General features: G+C 61.1%; 11 protein-coding genes. 5 read left to right on the top strand and 6 right to left on the bottom strand.

All coding sequences use genetic code 11. The features are described 5' to 3' along the window. Window positions 1-228 precede the first annotated feature (228 nt). Window positions 229-3,786, top strand: coding sequence for a MobF family relaxase (gene mobF, locus ACTNFK_RS11545; RefSeq protein ID WP_435936531.1), 3,558 nt, complete (start codon window positions 229-231; stop codon window positions 3,784-3,786). Window positions 3,787-3,849: 63 nt separating this feature from the next. On the opposite strand, the gene ACTNFK_RS11540 is transcribed toward mobF, so the two are convergent. The 4 genes from ACTNFK_RS11540 to ACTNFK_RS11525 all read right to left on the bottom strand — a co-directional run bounded on the left by ACTNFK_RS11540 (window position 3,850) and on the right by ACTNFK_RS11525 (window position 11,293). Next, on the bottom strand, window positions 3,850-5,778 hold the full coding sequence (locus ACTNFK_RS11540) for a UvrD-helicase domain-containing protein (RefSeq protein WP_435936530.1): 1,929 nt from the start codon (window positions 5,776-5,778) through the stop codon (window positions 3,850-3,852). Further along, entirely contained in the window at window positions 5,775-7,961 is a 2,187-nt protein-coding gene (locus tag ACTNFK_RS11535) for an ATP-dependent nuclease (protein ID WP_435936529.1), read from the bottom strand. The genes ACTNFK_RS11540 and ACTNFK_RS11535 overlap by 4 nt, the downstream gene beginning before the upstream one ends. Before the next feature lie 683 nt (window positions 7,962-8,644). Beyond that, entirely contained in the window at window positions 8,645-9,955 is a 1,311-nt protein-coding gene (locus tag ACTNFK_RS11530) for an ISL3 family transposase (protein WP_435936741.1), read from the bottom strand. 240 nt (window positions 9,956-10,195) lie between these two features. Beyond that, window positions 10,196-11,293, bottom strand: coding sequence for an IS1249 family transposase (locus tag ACTNFK_RS11525; RefSeq protein WP_445117164.1), 1,098 nt, complete (start codon window positions 11,291-11,293; stop codon window positions 10,196-10,198). Window positions 11,294-11,490: 197 nt separating this feature from the next. Here ACTNFK_RS11525 and ACTNFK_RS11520 point away from each other — a divergent pair, with 197 nt between their 5' ends. Continuing rightward, on the top strand, window positions 11,491-12,732 hold the full coding sequence (locus ACTNFK_RS11520) for a Fic family protein (protein WP_435937678.1): 1,242 nt from the start codon (window positions 11,491-11,493) through the stop codon (window positions 12,730-12,732). A 76-nt stretch (window positions 12,733-12,808) separates the two neighbouring features. Here the strand turns inward: ACTNFK_RS11520 and ACTNFK_RS11515 are convergent, their stop codons facing one another. Beyond that, a complete protein-coding gene (locus ACTNFK_RS11515) occupies window positions 12,809-13,846 on the bottom strand; it encodes a methionine synthase (protein ID WP_435937680.1) in 1,038 nt (345 codons plus the stop codon). Between the two features lie 20 nt (window positions 13,847-13,866). After that, window positions 13,867-14,859: a putative oxygenase MesX gene (locus ACTNFK_RS11510; RefSeq protein ID WP_433646400.1), complete on the bottom strand. Its 993-nt coding sequence runs from the start codon at window positions 14,857-14,859 to the stop codon at window positions 13,867-13,869. Between the two features lie 123 nt (window positions 14,860-14,982). Between ACTNFK_RS11510 and ACTNFK_RS11505 the strand changes: the two genes are divergently transcribed. The 3 genes from ACTNFK_RS11505 to ACTNFK_RS11495 all read left to right on the top strand — a co-directional run bounded on the left by ACTNFK_RS11505 (window position 14,983) and on the right by ACTNFK_RS11495 (window position 18,144). Further along, complete coding sequence (locus tag ACTNFK_RS11505; RefSeq protein WP_433646399.1) at window positions 14,983-15,933, top strand: LysR family transcriptional regulator; 951 nt, start codon at window positions 14,983-14,985, stop codon at window positions 15,931-15,933. 227 nt (window positions 15,934-16,160) lie between these two features. Continuing rightward, entirely contained in the window at window positions 16,161-16,346 is a 186-nt protein-coding gene (locus ACTNFK_RS11500) for a CsbD family protein (RefSeq protein WP_433646398.1), read from the top strand. 79 nt (window positions 16,347-16,425) lie between these two features. Beyond that, window positions 16,426-18,144, top strand: a complete 1,719-nt coding sequence (locus ACTNFK_RS11495; protein WP_435937682.1) for a long-chain-fatty-acid--CoA ligase — start codon at window positions 16,426-16,428, stop codon at window positions 18,142-18,144. The last annotated feature ends 20 nt before the right edge of the window (window positions 18,145-18,164 follow it).

Genomic DNA, 18,164 nt, shown 5'->3' with positions numbered 1-18,164 from the left:
TCAGATGGGTCCGACATTCTGTTGGTTCAGCTGGTACAAACAGCGAGTCGTCGCTTCGCCTCAGCTTGTCGCAATGAGCGATGAACGGCCCGCTACGTGACTCGCGACCGCAAGCAAATCAGCTACCACGCGTCTTGCAGATCGAGGTCGCGACCACTTCCGTGTGAATTCTGAGGCCACCGATCCTGCGTGTTCACCTCCTCCTTGATGGAGGGAAGGTGGGCCGCAATGACGGTGTCGATGCGGGTGATGTCGGCGGGTGACGGCTACAAGTACCTGCTGCGCACAGTGGCTGCGGGGGACGGCGACCGTGACCTCTCGACCCCGCTGACACGGTACTACGACGCGGACGGTACACCGCCGGGGCGCTGGATGGGCAGCGGCCTCCCTGCGCTTGGAAGTGGGCAACTTCACGAAGGCGATGAAGTCACCGAGGCGCAGCTCCAATTGCTGGTTGGAATGGGACGTGATCCTCTCACCGGCGCGCCGCTCGGACGTGCCTACCCGGCGTACAAGTCAGTTGCTGAGCGCATTGAGGAGCGAGTCGACGCGCTCGATCCGGAGGTGGGACCGACCGCTCGAGGCCGTGCGATCGCGGCGATAGAGGTCGAAGAATCTGAGCGCGGTACTCGGCGGGCGGTGGCCGGATACGACTTCACCTTCTCGATCCCGAAATCCGCCTCTGTGCTGTGGGCGGTTGCCGACGCGGGAACGCAATCGCTCATCGTCAACGCACATCATGCCGCGATTGCAGAGGTGGTTGCGTTCATGGAGCGCGAGGTTGCAGCGACTCGCGCGGGTGCAACCCCTGGGGACGGTGCTGTTGCGCAGGTCGACGTGCGCGGACTGACCGCGACAGCCTATGACCACTACGACTCACGAGCGGGCGACCCGCATCTCCACACGCACGTCGTGATCAGCAACAAAGTTCAAACCGTGCTCGACAACAAGTGGCGAAGCTTGGATGGGCGTCCACTCCATGCCGCAACGGTGGCACTCTCCGAGTTCCACGAAGCGGTGTTCGCTGATCACCTTACGCGGCTCTTCGGTGTCGACTGGGAGACGCGTGATCGCGGGCGAGATCGTAATGCAGCTTGGGTCATCGCGAAGGTCCCAGAAGAACTCGTGTCTGAGTTCTCGTCTCGTTCGCGTCATATCGATGAGGAGAAAGACCGCCTCATTACTGCGTACGTGGAGAAGCATGGTAGGCAGCCTTCCAGTACGACGATCATCAAGTTGCGTGCTCAGGCGACACTCGCCACACGACCCAAGAAAGAGATCCATTCTCTGGCCGAACTCACTGTGCAGTGGAGGCAGCGGGCGGGCAAGATCCTTGGGGCGGATGCAACTCGCTGGGCACGCGAGGTCACCGCGAATGAGGCGCCGTTGCTCTTGTGCGCTGATGACTTACCGCTTGACGTGGTTCGTGGTCTGGCGCAAAGCGTCGTGGAGGTGGTCGGGGAGAAGCGGTCGACTTGGCGCCGCTGGAACCTCACCGCAGAAGCTGCCCGGCAAACGATGAGGTACCGCTTCGCAAGTACACGTGATCGCGAAGCGATTATTGGCTTGGTTGTCGACGCTGCCGAGGCAGTGTCGACTCGGCTCACGCCGCCCGAACTGGCGTCCAGTCCAGCTGTCTTTCGAAGGAGTGATGAGTCGTCGGTGTTCAGGCCGAAGAACTCCACGGTGTTCTCGTCAGGTCAGCTGCTCGACGCCGAGGAGCGACTGCTTCAACTCGCGCACGCAACGACGGGACCGACGGTCTCGCTGGCGACGGTCGAACGGGTCACGCGGAAGCCTGACCGTGAGGGGTTGGTGTTGGGGGAGGATCAAGTGTCTGCGCTGACGGAGATCGCGGTCTCCGGTCGTGTCGTTGATCTGCTTGTCGGTCCCGCTGGTGCCGGGAAAACGACCGCGATGAACGCACTACGCTGGGCATGGGAAAAAGAACACGGTCAAGGATCCGTTGTTGGACTGGCACCGTCTTCGAGTGCGGCACAAGTACTTGCCGAGGATCTCGGGATCGCCACCGAGAATACGGCGAAGTGGTGGCAATCTCACCTGCGCGAAGGTGAGACTTTTCAACCGGGCCAGCTCGTCATCGTTGATGAAGCCTCACTCGCGGGAACGCTCTCGCTGGACCGAATCACCCAGCTTGCCGCTGAGGCTCGGGCAAAAGTGCTACTTGTCGGCGACTACGCACAGCTCCAGGCTGTCGACGCGGGCGGTGCATTTGGGCTACTCACCCACGACCGCGATGACGTACCGGAACTCGTCGACGTTCACCGCTTCACACACGACTGGGAAAAGCGTGCGTCTCTCGATCTTCGCCACGGTCACACCGAAGTTATCGACACCTACGACGAACACCAACGCATCGTTGACGGTGACACCGAGGAAATGATCGATGCAGCATACGCCGCCTGGCGCAGCGAACTTGTGGCAGGGCGGGCCACGGTTCTCGTCTCAGACTCCAATGAATCAGTGACCGCGCTCAACAACCGAGCGCGCACCGATCTGATCCTCGACGGCACCGTTCGAGGGTCGCGTGAATCTGAGCTGCACGACGGAACCCATGCGGCATCCGGAGATATCGTCATCACGCGCCGCAACGACCGTCGCCTACTGGCAGGGCGCGGTTGGGTGCGCAACGGAGATCGCTGGAACGTCGTCGATGTTCGACGCGATGGATCGATGCTCGTTCGACGAGTTGGAAGCTCCCGGGGGACAAATGTTCTTTTGCCAGCCGACTACGTCGCAGAGCACGTCGAACTCGGCTACGCCGTGACGTCCTTCCGTGCGCAAGGTCTCACCACCGACACCGCGCACGTGCTCGTCGACCCGACCATGACCCGGGAGAACCTATACGTGGCGATGACTCGGGGACGTGATGTCAACGTCGCCTATGTCGCCGTCGATAAGCCCGATGCTTCCCACGAAGGTCCACATCCTGGTGAGAACGACGAAGTCTCTGGCCGCAGCGTTCTCGCCGAGGTGCTCCAGCATGTCGGCGCGGAACTCTCCGCGCACGAAACCATCGCCATCGAACAAGAATCTTGGGGAACGATCGCGCAGCTCGCTGCTGAATACGAGACGATCGCTGCTGCAGCGCAGCGCGACCGGTGGGCCGCGCTGGTGCGCGCAGCTGGTCTTAGCGGTGAACAAGCTGTTGAAGTGATCGAGTCGGATGCGTTCGGACCGCTGACTGCCGAACTGCGACGAGCTGAAGCCAACCACCATGACCTCGCGGTTCTGCTCCCACGTCTGGTACGAGCACGCGACTTCGGCGACGTCGACGACATTGCTGCGGTGATGCGGCATCGGCTCGTTGCCGCTATCGCCCGTCCTGCCGGAGCTGGACGAAAACGCAGGGCGCCGAGGCTCATCGTTGGGCTTGTACCCGAAGTGATGGGGCCGGTAGACGACGACATGCGTCAGGCGCTTGATGAACGCCGTGACCTCATCACGCAGCGAGCCAGTGCAGTGCTCGATAAAGCTATTGCCGACGGTTCACCTTGGAGCGCGTCACTCGGTGGGATCCCAGCCGCAGTGCCGGAGCGCGAGCGTTGGCGTCTTTCAGCACAAATAATTGCCGCATACCGCGACCGATACTCCGTCACAACATCGACCCCGCTTGGGCTCTTGCCTGACGGCACGGCGCAGCGAATCGATCACGCGAGGGCCGAAACAGCACTCAATACGATTCTCTTTGCCCGCCAGACTCAGAACGGCGCGCAGCATTCCCGCGAGCAGAGACAGCACAGCTCGGTGGATCGGACACTCTGAACGTAGGTTGCGTCATCGAATCAATCCAACCTTTGACGGTCTTTCCTTGAGTGTCGCACCGACTCAGGCTGTATGTGTCCGATGGAGGTCCGTCGCGTCGTGGACACAGTCGGAATCGAAGATGTTCAGCTCCCTGAGCTGTCTTGCGCTTGTTGAGACATCTCGGGCGAAGATCACGACGGCAAGAGCGCGCTCTGCGCGTGAGCAGCCAACATAGAGCAGGCGGCGAGTGCGGTCGATGGTGCTCTCGAGTCCGGCGGCGATGTTCTCACGATCCTTGTCGGAAAGGTCCTGGAGGCCGAGAAGTTTATTGTATGAGAACATGTTCCCGGCGGCGGCGTCATCTTCCAAAAGCACAATCACACGGCCGAACTCGGCACCCTTTACGCCTTGATGAGTCGCGTAGACCGAATGTTCGTTCAAATAGCTCTGGTAGGGGACAAGCTCCCTTGCCGGAACATCCAAGTACCGGGCGATGGCACCGCTTTCCTGTCTGTTGCTGTTGGTCTGGTCGGGCAGATCACTGATGCCAGAGGCATTAGTGATGAGCGACTCATACTCCTTAAACCTCTCGTCGAGCAAGAGTAGGCCGGTTGCGGTTGCATGCTGGAGGACGGTGCGCACGGTTGCGCTGCTGTCTGGTTGCAGCATCTCCGCAACCGACTCAGCGGCCGCTGAGAGCGACTTGAGTGCGGAACTGGGGTTCTGGCTTGTACTCATACCGAGGATGAGAGGGCTGTTGGCACGGACGAGTTGAATCTGCGGGAACTTCTGTCTCGTCCACACTGATTGGGCGAGCGGAGTGAGGTAGGTAACGAAGGGATGAGTTGTCCAGGCAGTGCCTTCGGCGATGCCTGTCTTGAGAATGTCCGTGCTCTTGTCGTGATGCGAGGAGAAGAGGTTCTCGAAGCCGAGTCGTCGGGCGGCCAGGCGGTGCTCAATGACAAGGATTCGCACATCGGAAGAACTGTGATCCTCACTCCACTCCGGATCATGGGTGTTCGTTGCGAGCCACTCGCGGACTCGAGCCAGATGGCTGTCACGCTCCTCATCGATCGGGAGTACGAACAGATGCGCTTCACCTTGAACGTACTCGTCTGAGTCGCCTTTTCGCAGCCGTCGACCGCCCTCTTGGAGCAGTGCCCCGGGGACTTCGCGTCGGATGTTGTTGATGACAGAGAGCACAGCAGCGGGACAGCGGAAGTTTTCGGGTTTGTCGATCTGTTCCCATCCGGGCTCCAGAGTAATATCGCCAGCACCCGTCGCATAGATCTGCTGCATCGGGTCGCCGAAGAAACCAATGCAGAGTTCGCATGACAGATCGTTCGATAGCTCCTTCAGCGCTGCAACTACCTGTGGGAAAGTGTCTTGGCTTTCGTCCACGAAGATGAACGGGTACCGCTTCGCGATCAGCTTCCGGAGGAGGGGTTTTTCGAGAATGAGTTGCGGAACCATCTTGATGACATCGTCGTGACCGAGGATTCCCTTGTCATACCGACTGCCAACCCCATAAGTGAAGGCAGTTACCGTAGTCATGGCAGCCTTGTTCGTTTCTAGCCGTTCGATTTCGAGAGTGTTCTTCGCGATCGTTTTTGCTTGGGTACGGGGTTTGGCATTGTGCTCCTGCAAGCCAGCGATCTTTTCTTCGATGCGCTGAGTTACCCAAGTCGATACATCTCGCTTGAACGGTTTGATCACCGTCCAAAGGAAGCTGTGGATCGTTGACACGTGGAAGAGTGGATCCTCTTCGATCTCGCCGTGGATCTCGCCTGCAGCCACCTCGGTGTAGGTGATGCAGGCGACTTGTTGTCCGTTCTTCCTGAGGTTCTCACCGTTCGTGTCACGAAGGTGGGCGAGCGCTTTGACGAGTGAGGTGGTTTTCCCCGACCCGGCCCCGGCGTTCATAACGAAGCAAGTTGCGGTGGGGCGCGCGAGAACGTCGCGGAGCTTGATATCTGCGTCCGTATCTGGGCTGTCGATTCGGCGAGTCATGACACGACGACCGGTCCTGCCGCGGGCGTCGTGAACGAAGGGTTAATCTTGGCGTCAAGCCATACGAGTCCTTCGACGATGTAGCTGGGGGACTGCCATTCCTCTGAGGAAAGCATGAGGGCCAAGGCAAATTCGGTCTTCCTGAAGCTGGAACTCTTCACCCGGTTGTGGATCCTCGCAACGATATCGTCCAACGTGGCTGTCGTGTGATCGAACCGTGCAGACAGGAGCGACCGCGAACGTTGTTTGTCGCTCAGCACCCATTCCAGGTTCTCGTACGCGAACGTCTCCTCGAACGTGCGCCCGGTCACCGTGGAGGTACTCCCGTCTTTGGTGACGTCGCTGGAGGTTTGGTAAGCCACACGCAGGAGCGTCGGGTTGTCGGCGCCGAGCGAAAATTCCTTCGCAGTGTCGCTAAGCGCCAAGAGATCTTTGACCTTGGTTTTTTGGGGATGCCAATTGCGAAGCGTCGCATTGGAAGTCACTGCCAAGGGAGTGTCCGCAGGGCACGACACACCGGATGTTGACCCAGACTGCCCATCGTCCCCGATACCCTCCTGCGCAAGGTCGGAGTCAGACCCTTCTGGCGCAGCTGAGGGGATAACACTGTCCAAGTCGGTGATCACCAGAGTAGGAATGCCGAGCAGAGCGAGCAGCGGATCGAACTTGTGGGCAAACGCGCCGCCGACCTCGAGAATTGTGAGGTAGTTAGACGTCAATGAACGTTGGCTCTTTTCGATGATCGAAGGCAGCAGCAGGCGCTCCACATTGCCTTCCACGAGAATCACCGCGTCCGCGAAGAATAGATCACAATGTGTGAGCTTCATATACCGCTCGAGGAAGTTCTTCGTGTCCTTCTCTATAGTGTTTAGCTTTGCAACGTCACGAACCTGAGACTCGTGTCTACCAGTGGAAGATTGGACCCGTCGGAAGTACCTGATTGGGGTGAAGCGGCTTTCGTTGATGACGTGAGCCGAGTGCGTGGTCACTATAAGTTGGGTGGTGAGGCCGCTGTCATCGGCGATGATCTCTTGCATCTTGCTAATGAAGACTTGTTGGAGTTGTGCGTGAAGGTGTGCTTCAGGTTCCTCAACGATCACCAAGTGAACTGGTGTTCTCTCGTCCTGCGCGACCCATTGCTGGTGGAAGTCCAGCATCGTGATGACCATGTAGATCAAATTCTTGAAACCAAGTCCGTTGTATTTCTCCGGGAGGTGGATCCCAATTAGATCTCCTTCCGCGCGGGGGAGCGAATATTGGATGGACGTGTCTTGAGCCATGATCTGGTCGGCCGTGAAGCTTGATCTGATGACGAGCTCGGGATCTTCGATGCCTGGATAGCCCAGCGCGTTCAGGCTGCTGAGGGTGGATTCGAACACCTGCGCGAGGTGGTGGTTGAAGCTTGTCTCTGAAATATGCAGAGCCTGAAGAACGCTGGTTTCCGTCTCGAACTTGTCGAGGTTGCGTTGGTAGAACTGGCTGAGACTCCTAGAGAGGTCCTTCGTCCGTGAATTGGTCTCAGAGTCGGAGAGGAACCGTTGGGCATCGAGATAGTCAAGCGTCAGCAACCTGTCAAGAGATGCGGCCGCCTCACCCTTCGAGTTCGGCAAGGGATGAGCGACCGGTGAATACTCGGGCTGCTCGCTTTCAATGGCTTCGTGTTCAAGAACGAAGTAGGCCAGTTCGTATTCAGAGCGGAGTTTCTTCTCGAGGTACTCCTGGAGGCCGCTGGGCCATGGATGATATATTTTGTCCGCTTTCAGCCCTGCCGCTGATTTCGCATCCCGATATCGGGAGAGAAGCTCCGCTTCGTTGCGAGGTCGATACTTCAAGCGAATCCCGACGGGCTGCTCATTCCAGTCGAGACTGGGTAAGAGATCTACAACTCGGTGGAGTTCGTTCCCCGTCACGTCGAACCATAGATCGAGGGTGATTTCGGGAAGTGCTGATTCCTGGCCAGGATCGGATTCTTCGATCTTCCGCAGATCTTCCAAACAACTCGCACTAAAATCAAAGATGGTGAGGTCCTTGGCGCGGCCCTTCACCAGGAGGCGAAGTATGCTGGCGGCGGAAGTCTTGCCGCTGTTGTTCGCGCCAACGAAGATGGTCGTGTTGGTCTCCAAGTCGATCGACACGCTTTTCAGGCGGCGGAAGTTGCTGATTCGCACGGTCTTCAGATGCACGGAGGCCCCTTATTGTTCTGCAACGCTCCCGTTTCGTGCAGAGTGCCCGATGGTGTGCCGTCGTTGGCTTGGTTCGATTGTCTCAGACCAGGTGCGAATTATGATCAATCCGAGCGGGCGACGTGTGACGCGCATATCTCGGACGAGTCGTAGTATTCCAGCTTTCGCAATTTCACAGGTCACCAGAATTACGCAAACCATGCAACACAAACGGCGGTTTGAATTGCTGTGTGCACTGATGCGCTCCAGAGCGTCAATAAATTGGGTTCTTCTGGCTATCTGGAGATAAATAAGTTGATCTTATAACTGCCGTGTTGGGTGCCACACGAATTCGATATTGGCTGCTCAGGAGCATTCGTTGAGGTTCGAGTCCTGCGCGACTACCATTGAAAGAGTCCCACCCGCCGCAGTACGGCGCTGGACACGAGGCCCTTTTCGTAGTGGCACGCTGGGGGCACGACAACTCCACAATTGCCGAGAATCCGCGGAATTACGCGGGTGGTGACGAGTATTGGGACTTCTAGACGCTTATTGAGTGCCCCGGCTGACAAGCCAGGCCAGAGGCCCGGATCCGCGAAATCTCGCTGGTTCGGGCCTTCTTTTTCCGGCCTATATAAGGGTGACAGTCGCTGAGCCTGGCCTCAAACTTGACAAACCCACCCGAAGAAGAAAGCAAATCCGGCTCATCGCATTTGTGAGTGTAGATACGGTCTGAACCCGCCAGCCTCAAGGAGCGACCGGGCGATGTAGTTCGTGAGGTTCCTAAACCCCAGCGCGGACCCGCGGAGGTGCTCGAGCCTGCCGTTGATCGCTTCGGTTGGTCCGTTCGATGTCCTCGGGTGATCGAAATACGCGAGGATGTCCACCCTTCGCCGGTCGAGCGTGTACGCGAGTTTCCGGAGCTCGGTGAACCTGGCCGGCGTGGTCTGTTTCACCGTGTCGATGATTTCCCGTAACCGCTTCCGGCCGAGACCTGCGAGCTTCTCCCGGTACGCGGCGACGACTTGCTGGTACACGCGCCATGCCCGCCACACATCCCCATGACGGGGGTCAGCGAACACCGCATCAAGCCTCGCTTGCTGCTTTACGGTGAGGAACGCCTCCCCGGTTCTGAGGACCCGCCGCACCCCGTAGAGCGGGTCTTTCGCGCGGCCCCGATGCCCAAGGGTTTCCTGTTGCACCCGCTGCCTGGTGCGGTCGAGCATGTCACCGGCGAGCTGGACAACATGGAACGGGTCCATCACCTCGACGGCATCAGGGAGGTGCTCTTTCGATGCGGTCTTGAACCCGGTGAACCCGTCCATCGCGACGACCTCGATCCCGTCACGCCAAGCTTGTGTGCGCTCACTCAGCCAGCGACTGAACACCTGCTTCGAGCGACCCGGCACCATGTCGAGGAGCCTGGCCGGGCCGCGTTTCTCACGTACCGGGGTGAGATCGATGAGCACGGTGACGTATTTGTCTCCGTAGCGGGTGTGCCGCCACACATGCTCATCAACACCGATCACCGTGACCCTGTCAAACCGGGCCGGGTCGCTGATCAGCGCCCGGTGACCCTCGGCCAGGATCGCGGTGTTCGCGGTGTGCCAAGACACCCCGAGATTCGCGGCCGTGCGCGACACGGTGAGGTGATCGATCACGACCGCTTCGAGCGCGAAGCGCAGCCCTGCCCGGGTGATTTTCGCCCGTTCCGGCGCGACCATGCTGGTGTCTTCACGCCATACCTTCCGGCACCAATCACACCGGTATCGGCGCACCCGGATCTGGAGCGTCGTGGCACGATGCCCGAACGGGGTATGCGCCAAGGTCCGCGTCACGGTATCGCGCAGCACGCCCTCAGCGCCACACCGCCGACACCACGGGTCGGGCTCGATGACGCGGCAGTCCAGCACGACCCTGCCGGGCTCGAATCTTTGCCCGACCGCGGTCAGGCCGAGCTCATCAAGTCGGCAGAAAGTCGTGAGATCGGCAGGTTGGAAGGTAGCGTGGTGCATGTCGAGGTCTTTCGGATGGGGAGCGTCAGAACTTCCATCATCGGGAGACCTCGACCCATCTCCACGGCACCACACCGCGGAGCACTTCTACACTCTTAAATGCGAAGAGCCGCAAATCCCAGTTTTCTTTACAACTTCGATTCGAAGGTGAAAGGCGCTCAGCGCTGAAGGCGCGGGGGCTCGGGTAGATGTGGCGAACTCAGGGTTATAGGACAAAACGTGTGGATGGCGTTGGGCGTGTCACCCCCTTCCGGCCCACCCTTCGCGTAGCCATAATCCTTCCTCTGCTGCGAGGCCGGTGTCGTAAAGCGCAGGTCCAGGGTCTGGTTCGCTGAACAGGGGGCGTCGTTTCGCTGATGTGTTGGCTGGGTTGTGAGCGGGGAAGGTATGCGCGGTGTGGAGGAGCCCGGCCCGGTCGATGAGGATCCATTCCGCGGCCCGCTGCTGATGTGTTTCGCTCATCCCACGGTGCAACCGCAATGCCTCCTTAATGATCGAGTTGATACCGCCCTCGAGCCGTGAGGTCGTCTTCTGGCAGCCGACCTCGAGGTAGGTGAAGAGGTGCCCTGCGCGGGCGAAGCGTTGCATGCTGTGGTAGCCGCGGCGAAGCCGCTCGTGGGTGTACCACCACCGTTTCCCGGTGGATGATTCCCACGACCCGTCGGCACGGCGTTTCGCATATGTGCGTTCCTTGATGATGGCTTCGTACACGAGGAACCAGTCATTCAACTGTTGCAACCATGCGGTCGCCTCATCTGTGGTCGTGATTCGGCGCAACTGCTTCCCGATTTCAAGCAGGGACTGGCCTGCCGTGGTACGTGGCTGCAACGTGAGGTGGGTTCTGAGGTTCATCCAGACGTGGAAGATGCAGCGCTGGACGAGGGTGTCTGGCCACTCGTTACGGAGTGCTGCGTGGAGGCCGGACCCGCCATCACACACCACCACGAAGGGCGCGGGGATCTGCCTAAGTAGCGCCGCCCAGGCCGCTTCGGATTCGCGGGCGCACCATTGCCAAGCGAGCGGTGTGAGGTCTTCTGAGATCGCGACGAGCAGGCACCAGGACCCCAGGTAGGTGCCGTCGAGGAGCACCACCCGTGGTGGTTCGGTCACTGCTGGCAGGGACGGGGTGATGTCCCAGCACCAGGCCGTATTCCGGCGGAACGCGCGTGCCGCCGACGGGCCGCCGAGATCTGTCTGCGCACGTTTACTGAGCAACCAAGACAGGAAGGTGTCGAGCTGGTGTTTGCGGGTAACGTCTGCGCGTTTGCGGGTGCTCGAGGCCCCGCAGTTGGGGCAGCGCCAGCGTTGAGTACCGGCCGCTGATTTCCCGTTCTTCACGAGCGGGGTCGCGCATATCAGACAGTGGGTCGCGTTGGATGTTTTCGGCACGGTTAAGGGTGCCGGAGCCTAACGACTCCTGATTTACCGCATGATCACGCGGCTAGATCGAGTTTCCATCCACACGTATTGTCCTATAAGCCCGAACTCAGCACATTACCAACACTTAGTTGTATAAGTGTTGGTAATGTGGAGTTGTGTCAACAGATTCCGCTGACAATCTGATCCCGATCGAGCCGATCTCGTTTGAGACATTCGACTGGATCCCGCGTGCGCCCGGAATGTATTCTCGCGCGGAAGTGACACGTCAGACCGGAACGTACGAGGCTGCTGTCACCGCGTCGATTGTAGGGTGGGCACCCAGGCTTCCAGCCGAAGCGTTGGCTGATGTTGAAGATGCGACCCGCCGGCTGGTCGAGTTTGATCTTCACGCGCAGCGCACGCTCGCAAGCGACAACCCCGCACTTGGCCCAATGGCTGCGATTCTGCTCCGCACGGAAGCGGCCTCGAGTTCTCAGATCGAACAACTGACGACGTCGGCGAAGCAACTCGCCCTTGCCGAGATCGACGAGGGTGATGAGGCGAACGCGCGCGCAGTGGTGGGCAACGTGCACGCGATGGAAGCAGCACTGAGCCTGGCGGGGGAAGTTACTGAGGAATCAATCCTCGCGATGCACAAAGCGCTGATGCTACATCAACGTGGCTTCGATCCCGTGTTTGCCGGTCGCTTTCGAGATGAACAAGTGTGGATCGGGCACGGGGAGGCGGGCCCACGAACCGCGGACTTTGTTGCGCCGCACCATGACCGTATTCCGACTGCGATGTTGGACCTGGTGCGGTTCGTGCGAAGGGAAGACCTTCCGGTGCTCGTGCAGGTGGCGGTGGCACACGCGCAGTTCGAGACGATCCACCCGTTCCCCGACGGCAACGGTCGCACGGGCCGGGCGCTCGCTCAATCAATCCTCCGAAACAAGGGTCTGGTGAGATCAACTGCTGTGCCGATCTCGGCCGGGCTGCTTGTCGATGTCGACCGCTACTTTGCCGCACTTGCGAGCTTCCGCGAGGGAGACGCCGCGCAGATCATTCATGAGTTTGCCCGCGCAAGCCGCGTGGCAGCCGTGACTGGGAGTGGTCTTGTGGATGACCTTGCATCACAGCTCGAGGAGTCTCGCGCAAAGCTGACGGGCATCCGCTCCGATGCAGCTGCATGGCGGATTCTTCCAGCACTGGTAAGCCAGCCCGCGGTAAACACGAAGTACGTCGTGCGGGAGCTTGGACTGGGGGAGATGGCAGCGCTTCGTGCCCTCGACGTGCTGGCGGAGCGTGGTGTGCTTGTCGAGATGACCGGGAAGTCTCGTGCCCGAGTGTGGCAGCACCGCGGCATCCTGGGTGTGCTGGATGACTACGCCGCCCGCATTCGTCGCATGTCGGCGAAGTAGGCGTCCTTCGGGTGCGGCCATCTCTTATCGTTGCTTCACTCTACGGGGCCCTACTCGACGAGCTCGTCGCCAGACGCTAGGCCGTCGCTCCAGCGAGCTCGTTGCGCACGAGGTTCGCTCCCGCGCTTAGGGCGCCAAGCTTGTCGAGGGCGACCCGCCGCGGCAGCGGTGCCATGCCGCAGTTCGTGCTCGGGATGAGCTTGTCGGCGTCGACGAACCGGAGCGCGTCGCGGAGGGTGTCAGCAACGGCTTCTGCCGTCTCGACCTCGTGGCTGGCCACATCGATGGCGCCCAGCATGACCTTCTTCCCGCGAAGGAGCTCGATGAGGTCGACCGGAACCCGGGAATTGTGGCGTTCCAGCGAGATGATGTCGATAGTGGATCGCTGCAGCAGCGGGAACGTCTCCTCGTACTGCCGCCACTCGGCGCCGAGGCTCTCCTTCCAGTCGGTGTTCGCCTTGATGCCGTAGCCGTAGCAGATGTGCACCGCGGTCTCGGCGCGCAGGCCTTCCGTCGCACGTTCGAGCGCTGCGACGCCCCAATCCTTCACCTCGTCGAAGAAGACGTTGAATGCGGGCTCGTCGAACTGGATGATGTCGACACCGGCCGCCTCAAGCTCTCGCGCCTCCTGGTTCAGAATCGTGGCGAACTCCCAAGCGAGCTTCTCGCGGCTCTTGTAGTGGGCGTCGTAGAGGGTGTCGATCATCGTCATGGGGCCGGGGAGGGCCCACTTGATCGGTCGATCGGTCTGCTGGCGCAGGAACCTCGCGTCCTCGACGAACACCGGCCGCTCCCGACTCACGTCGCCGACCACCGTCGGCACGCTCGCGTCGTACCGATTGCGGATCCGCACGGTCTCGCGGCGCTCAAAATCGACACCGCTGAGGTGCTCGATGAAAGTCGTGACGAAGTGCTGGCGGCTTTGCTCGCCATCACTGACGATGTCAATGCCGCCGCGGTGCTGCACGTGGGCCGCGATCCGCAGCGCATCCTGTTTGCCCTCGACGAGGGCATCACCCTCGAGTGACCACGGTGACCACAAGACTTCCGGCTGCGCGAGCCACGTTGGTTTCGGGAGGCTACCGACAGTCGAGGTGGGGAGCAGGGTGTTCATGATTGATCGTTCTCCGTTGGTCATGCGACAGGGGTGGGGCGCTCTGCCGCCCAGGCTTCGAGGAGATCGCCGTGCGGCGTGATGAAGTGCTCGTCGGTGAATGCGCCCTGTTTGCGGGCGAACTCGCTGCGCTCCACTCGGTCGTAGTCGACCTGCGTGCGCGAGAAGTTCTGTTGGTCCAGCGTCGGGCTGTACACGGCTTCTGCGGCGGAGTTGGCGTTGTAGATCTCCGGTCGGTAGATCTTCTGGAAGGTCTCCATCGTGCTGATCGTGCCGATCAACTGCAGGTTGGAGTAGTCGTTCAGGAGATCACCGCGGAAATAGAACGCGAGAGGTGCGACGCTATCCCGCGGCATGAAGTACCGCACCTGCAGACCCATCCTTCCAAAATACGCGTCGGTGAGTGAGGGCTCAGGCTGCTCGTACTCGATGCCGAGGACCGGGTGGACGTTGGCGGTGCGCCGGTACGACTTACTCGTGGAGACGCTGATGCAGATGACCGGGGGCAGGGAGAAGCGTGCTTGGTACGCGTCGGAATCGAGGAAGTGCTGGAAGAGCTTGCCGTGGAGATCGCCGAAGTCATCGGGGATGGTGACGTCGGTTCCGGCACCGTTCGCCCCGGGCAGGCGCACGCTGAAGTCGTGGTCGCGCACGTAGGAGGAGAAGTTGTTCCCCACAATCCCCTGGTGGCGCTTTCCTGACTTCTGGTCGACGATGTGGATCTCCAGCACCTCGAGGAGCGGGAACGTGTGCTCCTGACCCGCCGTTTTGAAATTCAGCGCGGCCGAGACGATGTCGAGCTCGAGGGTGTACCGGTCTCCACCGGGGTTGTCCCAGCGCGCGAGGTCGTTGAATCGTCGGTCGATCATCGTCAGTGCGCTGCGGAGGTTCTGCTGGCGGCGCTCGCCGCGAGCCAGGTTCGCGAAGTTCGTCGTGACCCGGGAAGCCTCGGAGGGCGAGTAGTTCTCGTCGAAGCGGGTAGTGGTGATGCTGAACGTGAACTCGTTCGCCATGGTTCGTCGATCCTGTAGCTGGGAGACCGGGATCGGTCTTCGTGAAGTGGTAACTCCATCGTGAAGGCAATCGTGAGCCATCGGTTAACTCGCGAAAACTATGAAAGAAGATAGGCTGGGCCTATGGCCCGAGAGTCGACCGGCATCACGCTGCAACAACTGCACTACTTCATCGAGGTTGCGGCGGAAGGCTCGATCTCTGCGGCCGCGGACCTGCTCTACGTGGCGCAGCCCACGATCTCCGCGGCGATGAAAGAGCTCGAGGCGCGGGTGGGGCGCGTTCTGCTGCTGCGATCCGCCCGCGGGGTATCGCTCACGAACGACGGAGTCGAGTTCCTCGGCTATGCGCGGCAAGTGGTCGAGCAATCGGCGCTCCTCGAGCAGCGCTACTTGGGGCGGGCGCCGTCGCGTCGACTGCTCGGGGTGTCGACACAGCACTATTCGTTCGCGGTCGATGCTTTCGTGCGCATGGTGAAGCGCAGTGACGTGGATGAGTACGAGTTCTCGCTCCGCGAGACGCGCACCGCAGACATCATCGAAGACGTCCGCACGCTTCGCAGTGAGCTCGGCATCCTGTACCGCAACGACTTCAACCGCAAGGTTCTCGACAAACTCTTCCGTGACTCCGGGCTGGTCTTCCATCCGCTCTTCCGTGCCGAGCCGCACATCTTCATCTCCCGAAGAAACCCGCTCGCATCCCGCGACCGTGTGACCCTCGCCGATCTCGATGACATGCCGCGGCTCACCTTCGACCAGGGCGCGAACAACTCCTTCTACTTCGCCGAGGAAATCCTCTCAACCCTGTCGAGCAAGCGCGAGATCCGGGTCTCCGATCGCGCGACCATCTTCAACCTGATGATCGGGCTCGATGGGTACACGATTTCGACGGGCATAGTGAGCGATGACCTCGACCCCGAGATCGTCGCCATCCCGCTCGAAGTTGACGAGCGCATTGAGATCGGGTGGATCCGCCATGCCGCGAACCCGCTCAGCGATCAGGCGCAGCGATATCTCGGTCTCGTGCGAGCCGTCGTTGCGGACTTCGGCGTCGAACTGATCGATGAGGGTGCGTGAGTGAAGCGACGCCTCGCGCGTGACCTCAGCACGGCACGGTCGTGAGAAAGCCTCCAGGTTCTAGCCTGCCACCAACAGCAACACCCGCCGAGTCGCCATGCCCGTAAGGCGGCGCTGCCCGGGAGGGTCCATCAAAGAGGCTGAGAATGCAACCCCCTGTGCGTGGCTCGGGGTGGCTGGCAGAGTGGAGAGCGTCCACACATTACCGAGAACGAAGGAGGCTCCCAATGGGTGCAGACGACAAGATTTCCGCAGGTATGGACAAGGCCAAGGGTCAGGCCAAGGAGGCCTTCGGCAAGGCCACCGACAACGACAAGTTGGTCGCCGAGGGCAAGATGGATCAGGCCAAGGGCGATCTCAGGAACGCCGGAGAAAACGTGAAGGACGCAGCGAAGGACATGTTTAACAAGTAGGTCTTTGTGGCGCACGAACCCTCGCCCCACCCATGTGTGGGGCGAGGGTTCGTGCGTGTGGGAGAACTATCCTTGAGGCATGCATCCGAACGAAACCCGCGCCTGGAACAGGTTCTACGCACTCGGGACACCCATCGATATTGAACCGGTGACCGGGTCGCTCGTTGACCTGCTCGATGAGAGTGTCACCCGGTGGTCGGGTCGCGACGCCATCAGCTTCTTCGGCGCGACGCTCACCTACCGCGAGCTCGGGGAGCGCGTCGCCCGCGTCGCGAACGGACTCAAGAGCCTCGGCGTCAAGGCCGGCGACCGCGTCGCCCTCGTCATGCCCAACGCGCCTCAGCACGTCATCGCCTTCTACGCGGTGCTGCGCCTCGGCGCGGCCGTGGTCGAGCACAACCCGCTCTACACCCGCGACGAGCTCGAGGTGCAGTTCCGCGACCACGGAGCCCAGGTGGTGATCGCCTGGGACAAGATGGCCCCCACGATCCAGGCGCTGCCGAAAGATCTCGGGATCCACTCTGTGATCGCCGTCGACGTGACGCGAGCGATGCCGTTCACGACCCGTCTCGCACTGAGACTGCCGGTGCAGAAGGCTCGCGAGTCACGCGAAAAGCTCACGGGAAAGACGACCGGCACGGTCTCCTTTGCGAAGCTCGAGCGCAGCGCCGCACTAGCGGGCAGCCACCCCCGCCCCGCGAAAGACGATCTCGCCTGCCTGCAGTACACCTCGGGTACCACGGGCACCCCCAAGGGTGCCATGATCACCCACGCAAACCTGTGGTCAAACGCGCGCCAGGGTGCCGCGTGGATGCCCGATTTCACTCGCGGCGAGGGCAGCATCTACGGCCTGCTGCCGATGTTCCATTCCTTCGGGCTGCTGCTCTCGGTGATCTACTCGGTCGAGACGGGATCGCGCGCCGTGCTGTTCCCGACCTTTGACCCGGAGCTCGTCGCGCAAGCCGCCAAACGGTTCCCACCCACCTTCGTGCCAGCCGTGCCGCCGATGTTCGACCGCCTCGCACGCGTGGCGCGCGACGGCAAGCTCGATCTGAGCGGCGTGGTCTACGCGATCTCGGGCGCGATGACGCTGACCCCCGCCATCGTGAAGCGTTGGGAAGATCTCGCCGGCAGCATGCTCAACGAGGGCTACGGCCTGACCGAGACGAGCCCGGTGGCCCTGGCAAACCCGTTCACCGACCATCGGAAGATCGGCGCGATCGGGCTCCCGTTCCCCTCCACCGACATTCGGGTGGTGGATCAGAACGAACCCACGCGCGAGGTCGCCCTGGGCGAGGTCGGCGAACTGCTCATTCGAGGCCCGCAGGTGTTTCAGGGGTACTGGAACCGTCCGGAGGAGACCGCCGCGACCCTGCTGGAGGGCGGCTGGTTGCGCACCGGCGACCTCGTCATGCAGGACGACGAGGGCTTCGTGACGGTCGTCGACCGCAAGAAGGAGCTCATCATCACCGGAGGCTTCAACGTCGCGCCGAGCGAGGTCGAGGGCGTCATCAACCGACTGCCCGGCGTCGCCGAGTGCGCGGTGGTGGGTGTGCCGCGCGGCGGCGGGGCTGAGGTGGTGACGGCCGCGGTGATTCTCGAGCCAGGCGCCACGTTCGACGAGGAGGCCGCCCGCGAGTTCGCGCGCGAGCACCTCGCCGAGTACAAGCGCCCCTCGACGTACCTGGTGTGGGAGGAACTCCCCAAGTCACTCATCGGCAAGGTACTGCGCCGGCGCGTGCGCGATGCGCTGGTTGCGGATCGGCGCGCGGTGCGCGCGCTCGCCGACGAGGAATAGAGCGCTGGGCCGGTCGGGAC

It is taken from the genome of Leucobacter fengyongliangi (genome assembly GCF_052386045.1).
Note: the sequence above shows the minus strand (reverse complement) of the source record. Positions and strands in the feature narration are given on the sequence as shown.